This is a genomic window from Chryseotalea sanaruensis (assembly GCF_003990915.1).
Taxonomy (GTDB): domain Bacteria; phylum Bacteroidota; class Bacteroidia; order Cytophagales; family Cyclobacteriaceae; genus Chryseotalea; species Chryseotalea sanaruensis.
On record NZ_BHXQ01000003.1, the window covers coordinates 481874 to 496538 of the forward strand.

A 14665-nucleotide genomic window follows, 5' to 3' on the forward strand; every position below is an offset into this window, starting at 1 on the left:
GAATAGTTATTTGATTCCCATCAAAAGGATGAAAAAGCTTTTCAAAATATCAAGAATCTTATCTATTTGTCTTCTTCTCTTAACAGGCATAAACGGTATAATTGCGGGGATCTTATTCATAGTAGACCCCACAGGAAAAAAAATGGGAATGTCTACATCCTATTTATCAAATTCTCCCTTCCTGAATTATTTGATTCCTGGAATAACGTTGCTTATAGTAAATGGTCTAATGAATGTGATTGTTGCCATCCTGACCATAAGAAAGCGCAAATATTATGCGAGCCTAATTATAGTACAAGGATTACTACTTTCTGGTTGGATAATAATTCAAGTAATTTTAGTAAGAGACTTTAATGGTCTTCATTTTTCAATGCTCTCCATCAGTGTAGCATTAATAACTTTGGGAGTGATTCTAAGAGGTGCATTTAAATCACTAGACCATAATTCAAATCTTCATGCAAACTCAAATTTCTACATACACAAAACACAAGATAAGTGAGAATAGTATTTATAATAGTCTTAACACTCCATGGCCTCATTCATTTGATGGGTTTTGCAAATGCATTTCGATATGTTGAAATAAAACAGTTAACCATCGCCATTTCAAAACCAGTTGGCATAATATGGTTAATAGCCACTTTGTTGTTTGTTACTTCTGCAACATTGTTCATGCTAAAAAAAGAATATTGGACCATTTTCTCCATTACAGCAGTTGTAATTTCGCAAATTGTAATCATACTATCCTGGAACGATGCAAAGTTTGGAACAATTGCAAATGTGATCATTCTAATTACATCCATTGTTGGATATGGTACCTGGCGTTATTCTAACAAATATCAGCATGACGTTAAAAATAATTTGCAGCAGAAAGCGCATTTTCAAAATTCACTACTCACCGAAATGGATATTCAGCATTTGCCAGAGCCGGTGAGAAAATACATTCGTTATACTGGTTCTATCGGTAAACCAAAAGTAAATAATTTCAAAGTTGAGTTTACTGGAAAAATTAGGAAAAATGAACAAACAGAATGGATGCCTTTTACTTCTGAGCAGTATAACTTTATGGAGATACCCACGCGTTTGTTTTTCATGAAAGCCGTCATGAAGCGCCTTCCTATAGCGGGTTATCATCTCTATAAAAACGGAGATGCCTACATGGACATACGTCTGCTCTCTCTTTTTAAAGTTCAGTATAAAGATGGTGTTGAAATGGACATAGCGGAAACAGTCACTTTTTTTAATGACATGTGTTGCATGGCGCCCGCAACCTTGATTGATGAGCGAATATCGTGGCAAGTAATGGACGAAAATATGGTTAAAGCAGCCTTTACTAATAATGGAATTACCATTACTGCATTTCTATTCTTTAATGAAGCTGGGGAACTAATCAACTTTAAATCTGACGATAGATACAACACTGACGCTGGAAAGAAATTACCATGGTCGACACCACTAGGGAGATATAGAGAAATGAATGGCTACAAATTAGCTGGATATGCGGAAACTATTTATACCTATCCAGATAGAGACTTGTGCTATGGAACTTTTGAAGTCTCATCCGTAAAATACAACTGTACGGATAAAAAATAATTTGAAGTTGCAAACAAGCGATTGTAATAAGCTTACCAAAATTTCAGGTGATTCTTATTAAAAAGAAAAGTGCAGTGCTTATCATTTTGGAATTTTATGGTACATTAGTTCAATAGAAAAAATCCTAACTCTAAACTGATCTCCAATTATATGAAAAAGACCTTACTTCTATTTGCACTATTGCTTTTATTAAGTCCTGTCGTGAGTTTTGCACAGGATGAAGTAGGAATATTTGACCGAGTAAAGACCTATAGTCACAGTTCACAGCAGCCTACGTTTGTTTTAAAAGTAGACGATAAAACGCTTGTTTTCAATAACGAGAAAAAGAAGGAGATAAGTTTTGAAAAAATTGACCCTAATACCATCAAGGAAATTCAGGTTCTCAAAGGAGTAGATGCACTTGCATATGGAGAAAGTACTTATGGTGTAGTTGTTATCACTTTCAAAGATTTTGAAAAGCTTTCACCATCATTAAAGAAGAAATTCGAAGCACTTTAAATTCGCAGTTCTTTTAATAATACCAAGCAAGCCATGGAATCGTATGATGGCACTCCTGCCTTTTATGCCAAAAATCAAAAGACCTGGCGGGATTGGTTACGTAAAAATCACTTAACTAAAAAATCAGTTTGGCTTATCATCTATAAAAAAAGCAGTGCCACAAAAAGCGTCTACTACCCTGAAGCGGTAGATGAAGCGCTCTGCTTTGGCTGGATAGACAGTAAGCCAAACAAAAGAGACGATGAAAGCTATTACCAGTTCTTTTCGAAGAGAAGTCCTAAAAGCAACTGGAGTAAAGTAAACAAACTCAAAGTAGAAAAACTGATTGCCCAAGACCTGATAACTGAAGCGGGCTATGCAGCCATAGCTATCGCCAAACAAAATGGTACCTGGGAAGCGTTAGACAAAGTCGATCAACTTATTATACCAGATGATCTTCAGGTATTGTTTGATAAAAACACCAAAGCTCATACTTATTGGCAGCAATTCTCTCCATCCTCAAGACGCGGTATTCTAGATTGGATATACAACGCCAAAAGACCAGAGACACGCTTGAAGAGAGTTGAAGAAACTGTGAGACTCGCTGCTAAAAACGAAAAAGCAAATCAGTATGTTCCGAAGTAATTTCAAATTTCAAATTTCAAATTTCAAATTTGAAATCTAAAATATTACGTCTAACGTCTGATTCATTCTTTTCTATAAACAACTTTCCCATCAACAACCGTCATGGCTACTTCTGCCTCTAGAATTTCTTTTTCACTTACTTTCATAATGTCTTTCGTAAAAACAGTGAAGTCAGCCAGCTTCCCTACTTCAATTGATCCTTTTACTTTTTCTGCAAATTCACCAAAAGCTGCGCCCACAGTGTAAGAGCGTAAAGCCTGCTCTCTCGTCATTTTTTCTTCTGGTTCATAACCACCTGCAGGTTCACCTTTCAACGTCATGCGACTTACAGATGCGTAGAAAGATGGAATCGGTGTTAAAGGTTCTACCGGTGCATCCGTGCCGTTAACAATTACCGCTCCTGACTTCAATAGTGTTTGCCACATGTAAGCACCTTCTTTAATGCGCTTCTCTCCTAGCCTGTCAATAGCCCAAGGTCTGTCGCTGCTCATGTGTATGGCTTGCATAGCCGGTATTACACCTAACTTAGCAAAGCGCCCAATATCATTGGGATGCAAATGCTGTGCATGCTCAATTCTAAAACGATGGTTTGTTGCTTTTTCTGGATTTTCAGTAAAGGCTTGCTCATAACGATTTAGTATTTCCTGATTGGCCCTGTCGCCAATGGCATGAGCACATACCTGAAAGCCTGCAGCTAATGCTTTGCGTGAAATTTTTAACACGGTGTCCATGGAGTATGTGGCCATACCTGAGAAATCAGGACGATCTGTGTAAGGTTCTAATAACCATGCACCACGTGACCCTAAGGCGCCATCGCAGTTTAATTTAACAGAACGCACATTTAAAAAGTAAGTGCTATCTACAATCGGGCCTTTTTCAAAAAGTTCGTAAACATAATCAAGATCCCAACCTGTTAGCATTGGGTATAAGCGTACTCCCAATTTTCCTTCTTGCTGAAAGCTCTGAAACAAGGCTATGTTTTCGCGACTAGCACCTGCATCATGAAAGCTGGTGATACCATTGCGCCAACATGCTTTAATGGCGAGTTCCAACGCTTGTCTATCGGTTTCTGTAGTATTCTCTGGAATCTTAGACGCCACAAGTGTCATGGCGCGTTCATTAAAAATCCCGGTAGGGTTGCCTAATTCATCTTTTATAATTTCACCACCATCTTCTGAGGTCTGGCTCAATGCTTCTTTCGATAATTGATTAACGCCTGCCAACTCCATAGCTTTTTCGTTGGCAATAGCAGCATGCCCACTGGCATGACGCAGAAACACGGGGTTATTCGGAGAAGCCTCGCTAAGCAACTGATGTGTCTGGAAACCTTTTACCATTTTATCCGGCTTCACATCCCACTTATCCTGGTGCCAGCCTCTTCCTAAAATCCACTGACCCGGTTGTGCTTTGGCTACGGCCTCCTTCACTTTCTCCACCATCTCTTCATAACTTTTCACATTCATTAAGTCGAGGTTAAGTTCGTTATAACCAACACCCATGATGTGACCATGACCTTCAATAAAACCGGGTGTCATTATTTTACCTTCCAGGTTTATTACTTCAGTCTTTTCACCAATGTATTTTTCGATATCAGCGAATGATCCTACCGCTATTATTTTATTGCCTTTTACTGCTACTGCTTCAACTGTACTGTTATTGGCATCAGCGGTGTAAATGGTACCGCCTTTAACGACTAAATCTGCCGTTTCCTGATTAGAACAAGCGAATGAAAGCATCGCGAGTATGAATACATAAATGTAATTGCGCATAGGGTTTTAAGCTTAGACTGTAATGTTAAGGATATTTTTTAAAAAATGATCTGAGTATTCCGTGGTTGCCGATAAGATGATTTGTGCGGTAGCGATTTTGATGTGTTGATTGGTTGATTCTGTGATGTGCTAATGGTTAAAAAACCATCCCCTAAAAATCCTACAGATCGTATCGTCCCCTAACGGGAGAAGATACTTGAAAAGAGGTGTCTGAGAGCGAAAACTCAGTTATTGTCATTCACTCGAATGATTTAAAATAAATTCATTCATTGATGCATGGTTAAATTTCACCTAGTTTTCTGGTTTTACAAATGCGTATTTATGGTACTAAACGTATCCTAAAACTGTATCTTTGCGTTTTTAACCAATCTATGCGCGCACGTCTCTGGATTTTTGCTAAACTAATGCTCTACTGGATGCTTTTTATGTCAGTCATCCGCATTAGTTTTCTCGTCTATAACTTCGATTTAAGTAGTCAGCTCACTTTCAAGGAAATCCTGTTGTCGCTGGCATATGGCATGCCTATGGATTTAAGTATGGCAGGCTATGTTATGCTTTTGTCAGGACTTTTTTTAACCGCATCTACACTCATTAAAGGCCGCTGGATTTACTATGCACTTTTTAGCCTATCCATGATTGCCTTGTTTTTGCAAATCATAATAGTTATAGTCGATATTGAACTTTACAGACACTGGGGTTTTCGCATGAACAACACTCCCCTATTTTACATGGGCTCTGGTGCATTAGGTAGCATTGATATATGGGTAGCCATTAAAGTATTGTTAATTGGTGCTGCATTAGCCTTTGCCCTTGTTTGGCTTTACTTACGATGGATTGCACCAACTATCTGGAATTTAATCGCTGCCCCTAAAAAATCAGCTCTCATATTCCTGCTACTGACTGCCTCAATGGTGCTCTGCATCAGAGGAAGTTTTACGGTGGCTACCATGAACACAGGCTTTGTTTATTTTCATACAACAAAAATGTATGCCAACCATGCTGCAATAAATGTCGTCTGGAATTTCTTCAGAAGTCTGAGCAGTAGTGCCCGTGTTGTGTACCCTGAAACTTTTTTTGATCAGCAACTTACTGAAAAACATTTTCAAGAACTTTATCCTGTTAGCGATTCAACCTACAGCATACTGAACACGCCAAAGCCCAATGTTATACTGGTTATCATAGAAAGTTATACGGCAGCTGTTATAGAAGTTCTTGGTGGTGCCCCAGGTGTTACACCACGCATTAACGAACTCAGTAAAGAAGGTATAATCTTTGATAATTTTTATGCCAGCGGCACACGTACTGATAAAGGACTAACCGGTATTCTGAGTGCCTATCCTTCTCAGCCCAATTCCTCTATCATTAAATTTCCGGGTAAAACACAAAATCTCCCATCGTTAAATAAAAAAATGGAAGCACTAGGCTATAGAACTTCATTTATTTATGGTGGTGATGCTGACTTTGCCAACTTCAGGTCCTACATAACAGCTTCAGGATTTGATGCCCTTACTGAAGATGAAGATTTTGATAGAGATTTAAATAACTCAAAATGGGGTGTGCATGACGGCTTTGTTGGTTTACGAGTACTTGAAGAATTGGATACAACACAGGCTCCATTTTTTAAAGTATGGTTAACACAAAGTAGTCACGAGCCTTTTGACGTTCCTGCAAAACCTAAGTTTACAGACAACACCCTCGACCATCGATTCTTCAATTCTTGTCATTATACAGATAGTTGTATTGGTGCTTTTATAGACAAACTTAAAACCAGAAAAGATTGGGATAATACTTTGGTAATCCTTACTGCAGATCATGGACATACCTTGCCAGGCAATCAGATTTTGCAATCAAAAGAACGTTTCCAAATACCGCTACTCTTTTTAGGTGGTGCGCTCAAAACGGACTCTGTTATTCATACCGTGGGGAGTCAGACTGATATTGCTAATACCTTACTGGCCCAATTAAACGCTGCCTCACCTGAATTTATCTTCAGTAAAAATCTTTTCGCCAATACGATAAATCAGCATGCAGCGTTCTTCTTCCACGATGGCTTTGGATTTGTATTACCAGAGAATAAGCTTATGGTTTATGACAACACCGCTAAAATTTTTGTAAAAGTTGAAAATGTAAGCGAAGCTGAAATGGAATTAGGAAAAGCTTATCAGCAAAAATTGTATTCAGATTTTAATAAACGATAGTTTACAACAATCGTAGCTCAGATGAAAAAATATTATTCACTATCCATTCTGTTACTACTGTGTACGCTAACGCAAGCACAAGACTTTGGCCTTTCATTTTCTTACTTCATTCCAAAGAATGGATACTTCTCTACACCCATTAGTCCCTTTTCACTTAGAGGCGTTGGTGTAAATTTTAACAACTACATATCATTAGAAACTGGCGCTTCGCTTTATCGCATGTCGGGTCTGATGGTAAAAGACATACCCCTTAGTACAAAAGAACCTATTGTTGGTCCTAACTTCACGCTTTTTGTTCCCGTGCAACTCGTTTTTGCACTCAGGGGTAATGGTGCATCTTTCGAGATAAAGGGTGGTGGATTTGGCTTTTTGCCCTTTGCCAATAAACTAAACTTTGGTCACCTAGATAAAGCCATACGCACCGCGGAGAACTGGCAAGTTGCTAATGCCGAGGCGAGTTTTAAAAGTCAGCCAGGTTATGGTTGGATGGCTGGTGCGGAATTAACCGTAAATGTTACAAAACAGATAGGTATATCGTTAGAAACTAATTACTTGGCAGGCGCGGCAGGTTTTGCTATGCAGGGTTCTTATACGGGTGGTAATGCTGCGCTTGAAACTAAGGATTTCAATTATGAGGATGCCAAAATGGACTTAACTGGATTAGAGTTTTCAGTGGGTGTATTTATGAGCAGTGGTGGTCAGGCTAAAGCCAAACCACGAAGAAGGAGATAGCAGAAAGGCAGAACAATTAGAGGATTTTGGTGTTATAGGTGCAATGAAAATTTACACCATAAAACGCACTCAGTTTTTACCGATAAGCCTTCAGGAGGCCTGGGATTTCTTTTCTACGCCTAACAACTTAGAAAAGATTACACCCAAACACATGGGCTTCAATATTTTATATAGATCCGGAGGAGAGAAAATGTATCCCGGGCAGCTTATCCGTTATAAGGTATATGGTTTGCCGTTTATACCTATGCATTGGGTAACAGAAATTACACATGTTCAAGAACCCAATTACTTTGTAGATGAGCAGCGTTTTGGCCCATATGCGTTGTGGCATCACCAGCATCAGTTTAAGGAGATGACAGGTGGGGTTGAAATGGTAGATGAGGTAAATTATGGCATTCCTTTGGGGCTACTAGGGCGTTTAGCGAATCTGATGTTTGTAGGCCGCACGGTAAATGCTATTTTTGATCATCGTTATAAGGTGTTAGAGGAGTATTTTGCGGATAAAGTAAAAGTTAGTTAACATGGATTGGATTACGATTAGTCTTTGTGTCATTATTGCGATTGGTACTTTTTTGTTTTGGGAATTTGTTGCCTGGTTTACACACAAATATGTAATGCACGGCTTCTTATGGACATGGCACAAGTCGCACCACACTGTACATGATCATGCCGTGGAAAAGAATGATTGGTTTGCTGTAGTGTTCAGTATACCTTCAATTACACTCTTTATTATTTCAACAACTGTTTACAAAAGTCCCTACTTATTTTCTGTAGCAGTGGGCATACTTTGTTATGGGCTATTCTATTTAATTTTTCACGATGTAATTGTGCACCAACGTATAAAGTGGAGACCAAAGAAGCGAAGCAATTATTTAAATAGAATGATTCAAGCACACTATATACATCATGCTAAACACACCAAAGAGGATTGTGAAGCCTTTGGTTTTTTAATAGCACCAAAAAAATATGATGTGAATCACCTGGAACTAAAAAAAGATCGTCAGGCAACACAATAGATCCAACAGTTTTGAACGAACATTATTTATATCTCGCGTTAGACATAGGATCTATTTCATTTCCTTTTCTATTTAGTTTTTATCATAAAGCAAATTTTTCTAAGGAATGGAAATTTTTATTTCCCGCCTTACTAATAACAGCACTAATTTTTATAATCTGGGATGAAGTGTTCACTCAAATGGGTATTTGGGGGTTCAATAGTCGTTATCTTACCGGCATATACCTTGGTAGTTTGCCTTTGGAAGAGGTGTTATTCTTCCTCTTCATTCCTTATGCTTGTGTTTTTATTTATTTTTCTTCGCAGCATCTCGCCAGCAGAGATTATTTAAAACCTTATAGCACTGTAATCACTTGGGTAATAATAGGATTTGTGTTGATAACGGGGGTATTGAATACGCATCGTTGGTATACATCGGTTACTTTTATAAGTCTTGGTATTTTTCTACTAATGCATTTGTATTGGTGGAAGAGCGAATATCTAGGAAAGTTTTACTTTGCTTACATTTTTGTTTTAATTCCATTCTTTCTGGTAAACGGAGTGCTTACCGGTTCTTTCATTGATGAAGAAGTGGTTTGGTACAATAATGCAGAGAATCTAAATATACGAATGGGCACAATCCCATTTGATGATTTGTTTTACAACATGTTGATGTTGTTAATGGTGACAACTTTGTATGAAGCTTTCAAAAAAAGATTTGGAGCGAAATAAAAACTCGAGTTGCGTTTAAATTGATTGTATAAAAAAGGCTCCTATTTCGGAGCCTTTTCAGTTTTCACTTTCTTTTTCTTCTTCTCACCGTTTAAGGCACCCTCCATTTTAGTAATAGATTTTGAAGCGGCTTGTGCTTTTTTCAGATCGCGCTTAATTTGTTCAGCTATTCTACCCGCAATCTTCTTTGCACTTTTAGCAACTAATTTTTTCAGCTTTCTTCCTGCACGCGCTCCTTCAATTGAGGTTATCGCGGTACTGAATGCTTCTGATAAGTCTGATGCAATTTTTCTTTTGTTCAATTTATTCTTCTCCATAACAAGTGGCAAATGAACACTCAATGTATGCAATGTTATGTAAATAATAAGTGTGGTAACATAAACTTAACATTGAAGAGGCTTATTCATATCGCAAGGAGTCGATAGGTTTAGCCGAAGCCGCTTTAATAGATTGGTAACTCACAGTAAGCCATGCAATTAGAATAGATACAATTGCACTTCCTATAAAAATAAGGGGGCTTAATTCAATTCTATATGGAAAATCAGCTAACCACCAATTCGCTAAATACCAACCTAAGCCTATAGCTGGAATAAGTGCAATCAGCACCAGAATTACAAATTCTTTAGATAATAGCAACGAAAGGTTTGTAACGGAGGCTCCCAAAGCCTTTCTGATACCAATTTCTTTGGTGCGTTGTTCTGTAGTAAAAGCTGCAAGTGCAAATAATCCCAAACAAGCAATGGCGATAGCTAGTGAAGAGAATACGGTGAAGATATCACGCAAACGTTGTTCCTCTCTGAATAAGGTGTCAAAATTTTCATCTAAGAATACATACTCAAAAGGATCACCTGGTGCATATTGTTTCCAAATAGCTTCTACAGATGCGATGACATCTTTTGGTGAACCATTATAACGGATGTACAAATTAGAAGACTGCTCGGTAAGTCTTATCAAGACTGGCATAACCTTCTTTTTTAGTGATTCAAAATTAAAGTCTTCAACTACACCAACAACTTGAATCGTTTGTGGTGTTTCGAAATTAAAATCGATAATTTCCTTACCTACGCCCTCGGTCCAGCCAAATTCACGCATAGCAGATTCGTTGATTATACAAGCCATTGAATCGGAAGCAAAATCTTTCGACAAAAACCTACCTTCCTTTATGGTAAACTTCAACACATCTTCATGATCCCAATCAGCATAATATTTCATTAGGAGATGATCTACCTCTACACCTTTGGCACGAAACACATTAATGTTGTTTGCTCCGGGAAAGGTATTGTTGGCGTAAGATGCACCCACTACACCACTTTGCTCAATGATAGAATTCTTAAACGCAGGTCGTTGTGTATTCAGGCGATTTACATTTTTCAATACCAGTACGTTGCGCTGGTCCAAACCCATGTTCTTGTTTTGCATATGATCGATTTGCAAATACACAACCATGGTGGCTATAATTAAAAAGATAGAGACTGCAAATTGAAACACTACCAATGAGCTACGAACGCCTTTGGTTTTCATACCACCACGTACCTTTCCTTTTAATACTTCTACCACATTGAATGAAGTAAGATAAATAGCTGGATAACTGCCCGCCAAAAAACCTACTAACAAAACAAGTCCTGCAGCAGATATAAAAAACATGGGATCTTGCAACGCTTCAAGAGTCAATTGCTTACCAGATAGTAAATTGAAATATGGTAGGGAAGCATAGCAAACAAAAATAGAAATGACTACTGCTATTAAACTATATACAAATGATTCAGACAAAAACTGCCACACCATTTCTCCACGTTGAGAACCAAGTGTTTTACGTAAGCCTACTTCTTTGGCTCGACCAGCAGACTGTGCTGTAGAAAGATTCATAAAATTGATGCAAGCCAGTAGCAAGATAAAAATACCGATACCGGAGAAAATGTAGACGTATCTAATATCGCTTGTTGGTTCTAAATCATCCGGAAATTTATTTCGTAAATGGGAATCTACAATAGGATAAGCGACATAACTATAGATACCGCCTTGCTTTTTAAACTCATCAAAATTAATTCCAAGACCTTGCTCCAATTCTACGCCAACGTATTTGGCCACCACATCTTCCAATTTTGCATTTACATCTTCGAGCTTTGTCTGTGGATTAAGTGTTACGTATGTTTGTAGTGAGTTACCTGTCCAGCCGGGAAAGATTTCATTAGGATCGTCTAAGATAGTGGAGAAAGAAAGTAAAGCTGAAAATTTCAAATGTGAATTCGTTGGTGCTTCTTTCACAATACCAGTTACCTTGAAGGTCTCGTTACCATTTCCGATTACAAGCATTTTACCCAGGGGCTCGCTTTCAAAATATTTTTTAGCAACCGACTCAGTAATGACCACTGAATTTGGTTCTTTTAATGCCGTTGCTCTATCACCAGCCAATAATTCGAAACTGAAGAAGTCAAAGAAATTAGAGTCTGCATAATGTATATTAAATTCAGAGAAAATTTTCTCTTCATATTTAAATACAACACCTCTGTTTCTGCCAAAGGGGTTTAAGCGTGTCATTGATTCTACACCAGGAATTTCATCCTGCATGGTTGGCCCTAGCGGCAAACATGAATTAGTAGTAAAAATTTCTTGACCAGCAATTTTACCATGTAAACCAATACGGTACATATTTTCTACATTACTGTGAAAACGATCGTAGCTAAGCTCATCTTTCACATAAACAAAAATCAGTAAGCAACAAGCAATACCGATAACAAGCCCGGAAATATTAATTGCCGAATAAAATTTATGCTTTTTTATATTTCGGATGGCTATTTTGAAATAGTTGGTCAACATAATTGTAAGGGTTGGTGGTATTCAGACGGTTGAATGGTTGCAAAGGTTGCTTGTTATTTATATAATTTTCTACTAATCCATTTAGAACGGAGAGAATCCGTCTGACCGCTGAATACTTACGTATGTACCGGTCTGACGGATTTCATGTCAAGAGATGGATTCGAAGTTTTCTATTTAATCATTCTTCAAATTATCAACAGGGTTAATTCTTATCGCCTGTATAGTTTGCGAACCTACCGTAAACAAGCCGAAGAAAATCAACACCAAAATACCAATTGATATAGTTACGAAATCGACATTCACATGATAAGCCAGATTCTGTAACCAAAAATTATTCATGAAGTAAGCCGCAGGCACTGAAATAAGAATGGCTAATAGCAAAATAATTACATATCCTTTAGATAAATTAAATACAAGTGATCCATTACTAGTACCTAATATTTTTCGTATAGCGATTTCTTTCTTCTTTGTTTCAATAGTGTACGTTGCCATACCCAATAAACCCAAACAAGAAATTACGATAGCCAAAAAGGCCACAAAGCTGATAACACGCAATAGTGTGCCGAATATGATTTGAAAAAGCTCACCTAACTCAGCTTCAAAATCGCGCACATCAACTTTGATACCTGGATTAATACTTGTCCATACTTTTTCAACAGTAGCAGAAGCTTGTTTAAAATCACCAGTGTACACAATCTGCAATTGATTAAACTCTTCGGGATTATACATTAAAGCCATTGGACTTATACGATCGCCAAAAAATTCATAGAAATAATCTTTTACTACTCCAATAACTTGTCTCTCTGTTGAGTCTCTTCTAAAAAGAATGGTCTTACCAATGGCATCCATCGGTGTACCTAGCTGGAATGATTTTACCGCTTCTTCATTTAGTACAACAAAATTTGCATTAGAAGTATTGAGTTCGTTTGAATAAAATTTACCAGCTACTAACTTGATATTCATATTATGTAGATAGTCTTCATCAACGGCATAGTAATTAATGTTGCGCCAATCCTTCTCATCTGCTGAGAGTTTTATATCCTGGCCATAACCAATGCCTGTAAGCGGTACATGCGAAACAATTGATACGCTTGTAATATTACTTTCTTTCTCCAGCTCTGTTTTAAGTGCTGTTAGTGACGTACTGTTAGCGGGAACAATTAGTTTATTTTCAGTGGTGAATCCATTGTCGTTGTGTAAAAACAAATTCAGTTGATTGTAGAGCACAATAACGGTGAGTATAAAAATCATCGACAATGAAAACTGAATAACCAGTAAAGCTTTTCTTAATCCCACCTTGGACATCAACCTTGTGTTGTTCATATTTTTCAACACTTTGATTGGCTGAAATCCTGACAGCACTACTGCTGGGAACAAACCCGCCACAATTCCTACCACAACTGCCAACACCAGAAAAATTCCGTACACTATATAATTTGCTGATAAATTCCATTTTAAAAATCTGGCGAAAGCAAGGTCTTCAATAAAAGGACGTAATGCATATATCAAGGCAATAGCAAATACTAAGGCGAAAAGTGCAATCACGACAGACTCACTAATAAACTGTGTGAATAGTTGCCAACGCATCGCACCCGTCACTTTTCTAACACCAATCTCTCTGGCTCTGGTTAATGAACGCGCAATTGATAAATTAGTGAAATTAAAACATGAAGTGATCAAGACAATGCCTGCAATACCAGATAAAAAATAGATAAGGAACCAAGGCATGAAAGGACCAATTGGGTTATTGATCATTCTACCTGGCAGTATATCCAGTAAGTTTTGTGCTACATATTTTACCTCAACACCAGTATCAGCAGGCAGATCGCCAAAATGAGCTTGATTGATTTTAGTAAGATGAGGTAAAATCGCTTCAATAGTTTTTCCCTCTTCAAGTACTACATAAACCCATCCCTTTGAATGATTATTCCAATTGTCAAGGTTACCGTCTAACACCTTAGCAGCTTGTAAACTTTTAACGGTAGCCATGCTGGCAAAAGCTTCTGAAATAATGTGCGATCTGTTTTCTGTTTTTTTAATTACACCTGTAACCTTGTAGGTGCCTAAGTCGCCAACCTTTAATGATTCACCTACGGGATTTTCTACTTTAAATAATTTTTCAGCGGCTTCTTTCGTCAACACTACAGAATAAGGTTCAATCAAAGCAGTCGATGCATCCCCGTAGAGCAATTCGTGATTAAAAACTTCAAGTACTTCAGGATCTGCAAAATAACCACTAACAGGTATGTTAATATCGTGGCCAGGCTCCAACTCCATCCAGCTATTACCAAAACCGCGCATAAGTCTTACCGCTTTTTCAACACCCGTATATTTGGTAAGCAACTCCTCCTTTAAAGGCAAAGTTGTAGTAGCTGTTTCATTACCTGGTAGATTACCCTCCTCTCTATAATAAGGAATAGAGTTAATTCTATAAATTCTTTCCGCTAACGGATTATGTCTGTCAACCATCATCTGATCGGCTACCAGCATAATAATGCCCATGCAAATAGACATGGCTACGGCCAATCCGAAAATATTGATAAAGGAAAAGGTGCGATGTTTACCAATGGTACGTAAGGCGATCAGAATGTAGTTCTTTAACATATGAAGTTCGTTTAAGAGTCTTTTACATTCCTTGGACGCTTAGTTTTCATTCGATGTTACACGATTCTATAAATAAAAATTGACTTCATCCACACGCTACTTAGTCA

General features: G+C 37.7%; 13 protein-coding genes. 9 read left to right on the top strand and 4 right to left on the bottom strand.

Features of this window, described 5'->3' with window-relative positions; all coding sequences use genetic code 11:
* Positions 1 to 28 precede the first annotated feature (28 nt).
* The 4 genes from SanaruYs_RS10045 to SanaruYs_RS10060 all read left to right on the top strand — a co-directional run bounded on the left by SanaruYs_RS10045 (position 29) and on the right by SanaruYs_RS10060 (position 2712).
* Positions 29 to 499: a hypothetical protein gene (locus tag SanaruYs_RS10045; RefSeq protein WP_148115041.1), complete on the top strand. Its 471-nt coding sequence runs from the start codon at positions 29 to 31 to the stop codon at positions 497 to 499.
* Entirely contained in the window at positions 496 to 1590 is a 1095-nt protein-coding gene (locus tag SanaruYs_RS10050) for a DUF6544 family protein (protein WP_127122421.1), read from the top strand. The genes SanaruYs_RS10045 and SanaruYs_RS10050 overlap by 4 nt, the downstream gene beginning before the upstream one ends.
* Before the next feature lie 150 nt (positions 1591 to 1740).
* Positions 1741 to 2088, top strand: a complete 348-nt coding sequence (locus SanaruYs_RS10055; protein WP_127122422.1) for a hypothetical protein — start codon at positions 1741 to 1743, stop codon at positions 2086 to 2088.
* Positions 2089 to 2121: 33 nt separating this feature from the next.
* Positions 2122 to 2712: a YdeI/OmpD-associated family protein gene (locus SanaruYs_RS10060; RefSeq protein WP_127122423.1), complete on the top strand. Its 591-nt coding sequence runs from the start codon at positions 2122 to 2124 to the stop codon at positions 2710 to 2712.
* Positions 2713 to 2774: 62 nt separating this feature from the next.
* Here the strand turns inward: SanaruYs_RS10060 and SanaruYs_RS10065 are convergent, their stop codons facing one another.
* Positions 2775 to 4481, bottom strand: a complete 1707-nt coding sequence (locus SanaruYs_RS10065) for an amidohydrolase (protein WP_127122424.1) — start codon at positions 4479 to 4481, stop codon at positions 2775 to 2777.
* Between the two features lie 371 nt (positions 4482 to 4852).
* Here SanaruYs_RS10065 and SanaruYs_RS10070 point away from each other — a divergent pair, with 371 nt between their 5' ends.
* The 5 genes from SanaruYs_RS10070 to SanaruYs_RS10090 are packed head-to-tail and all read left to right on the top strand — an operon-like array spanning position 4853 to position 9137.
* Entirely contained in the window at positions 4853 to 6679 is a 1827-nt protein-coding gene (locus tag SanaruYs_RS10070; protein WP_160118631.1) for an LTA synthase family protein, read from the top strand.
* A 21-nt stretch (positions 6680 to 6700) separates the two neighbouring features.
* A complete protein-coding gene (locus SanaruYs_RS10075) occupies positions 6701 to 7411 on the top strand; it encodes a hypothetical protein (RefSeq protein WP_127122426.1) in 711 nt (236 codons plus the stop codon).
* Entirely contained in the window at positions 7374 to 7931 is a 558-nt protein-coding gene (locus SanaruYs_RS10080) for an SRPBCC family protein (protein WP_306307930.1), read from the top strand. The genes SanaruYs_RS10075 and SanaruYs_RS10080 overlap by 38 nt, the downstream gene beginning before the upstream one ends.
* 1 nt (position 7932) lies before the next feature.
* On the top strand, positions 7933 to 8427 hold the full coding sequence (locus tag SanaruYs_RS10085) for a sterol desaturase family protein (protein WP_127122427.1): 495 nt from the start codon (positions 7933 to 7935) through the stop codon (positions 8425 to 8427).
* An 11-nt stretch (positions 8428 to 8438) separates the two neighbouring features.
* Entirely contained in the window at positions 8439 to 9137 is a 699-nt protein-coding gene (locus SanaruYs_RS10090) for a lycopene cyclase domain-containing protein (RefSeq protein WP_127122428.1), read from the top strand.
* Positions 9138 to 9178: 41 nt separating this feature from the next.
* On the opposite strand, the gene SanaruYs_RS10095 is transcribed toward SanaruYs_RS10090, so the two are convergent.
* The 3 genes from SanaruYs_RS10095 to SanaruYs_RS10105 all read right to left on the bottom strand — a co-directional run bounded on the left by SanaruYs_RS10095 (position 9179) and on the right by SanaruYs_RS10105 (position 14558).
* Positions 9179 to 9454 (bottom strand): hypothetical protein, encoded by a 276-nt coding sequence (locus tag SanaruYs_RS10095; RefSeq protein ID WP_127122429.1) that lies wholly within the window; start codon positions 9452 to 9454, stop codon positions 9179 to 9181.
* An 82-nt stretch (positions 9455 to 9536) separates the two neighbouring features.
* On the bottom strand, positions 9537 to 11954 hold the full coding sequence (locus tag SanaruYs_RS10100) for an ABC transporter permease (RefSeq protein ID WP_127122430.1): 2418 nt from the start codon (positions 11952 to 11954) through the stop codon (positions 9537 to 9539).
* 174 nt (positions 11955 to 12128) lie between these two features.
* Positions 12129 to 14558 carry an ABC transporter permease gene (locus SanaruYs_RS10105; protein WP_127122431.1) on the bottom strand — a complete coding sequence of 810 codons (2430 nt, stop codon included), beginning with the start codon at positions 14556 to 14558 and terminating at the stop codon, positions 12129 to 12131.
* Positions 14559 to 14665: the final 107 nt, after the last annotated feature.

What these genes read in the sequence shown, in the direction of transcription:
- SanaruYs_RS10045 (WP_148115041.1), top strand. Translation starts at nt 29, where the DNA reads ATGAAAAAGCTTTTCAAAATATCAAGAATCTTATCTATTTGTCTTCTT.
- SanaruYs_RS10055 (WP_127122422.1), top strand. Translation starts at nt 1,741, where the DNA reads ATGAAAAAGACCTTACTTCTATTTGCACTATTGCTTTTATTAAGTCCT.
- SanaruYs_RS10060 (WP_127122423.1), top strand. Translation starts at nt 2,122, where the DNA reads ATGGAATCGTATGATGGCACTCCTGCCTTTTATGCCAAAAATCAAAAG.
- SanaruYs_RS10065 (WP_127122424.1), bottom strand. Translation starts at nt 4,481, where the DNA reads ATGCGCAATTACATTTATGTATTCATACTCGCGATGCTTTCATTCGCT.
- SanaruYs_RS10070 (WP_160118631.1), top strand. Translation starts at nt 4,853, where the DNA reads ATGCGCGCACGTCTCTGGATTTTTGCTAAACTAATGCTCTACTGGATG.
- SanaruYs_RS10075 (WP_127122426.1), top strand. Translation starts at nt 6,701, where the DNA reads ATGAAAAAATATTATTCACTATCCATTCTGTTACTACTGTGTACGCTA.
- SanaruYs_RS10085 (WP_127122427.1), top strand. Translation starts at nt 7,933, where the DNA reads ATGGATTGGATTACGATTAGTCTTTGTGTCATTATTGCGATTGGTACT.
- SanaruYs_RS10095 (WP_127122429.1), bottom strand. Translation starts at nt 9,454, where the DNA reads ATGGAGAAGAATAAATTGAACAAAAGAAAAATTGCATCAGACTTATCA.
- SanaruYs_RS10100 (WP_127122430.1), bottom strand. Translation starts at nt 11,954, where the DNA reads ATGTTGACCAACTATTTCAAAATAGCCATCCGAAATATAAAAAAGCAT.
- SanaruYs_RS10105 (WP_127122431.1), bottom strand. Translation starts at nt 14,558, where the DNA reads ATGTTAAAGAACTACATTCTGATCGCCTTACGTACCATTGGTAAACAT.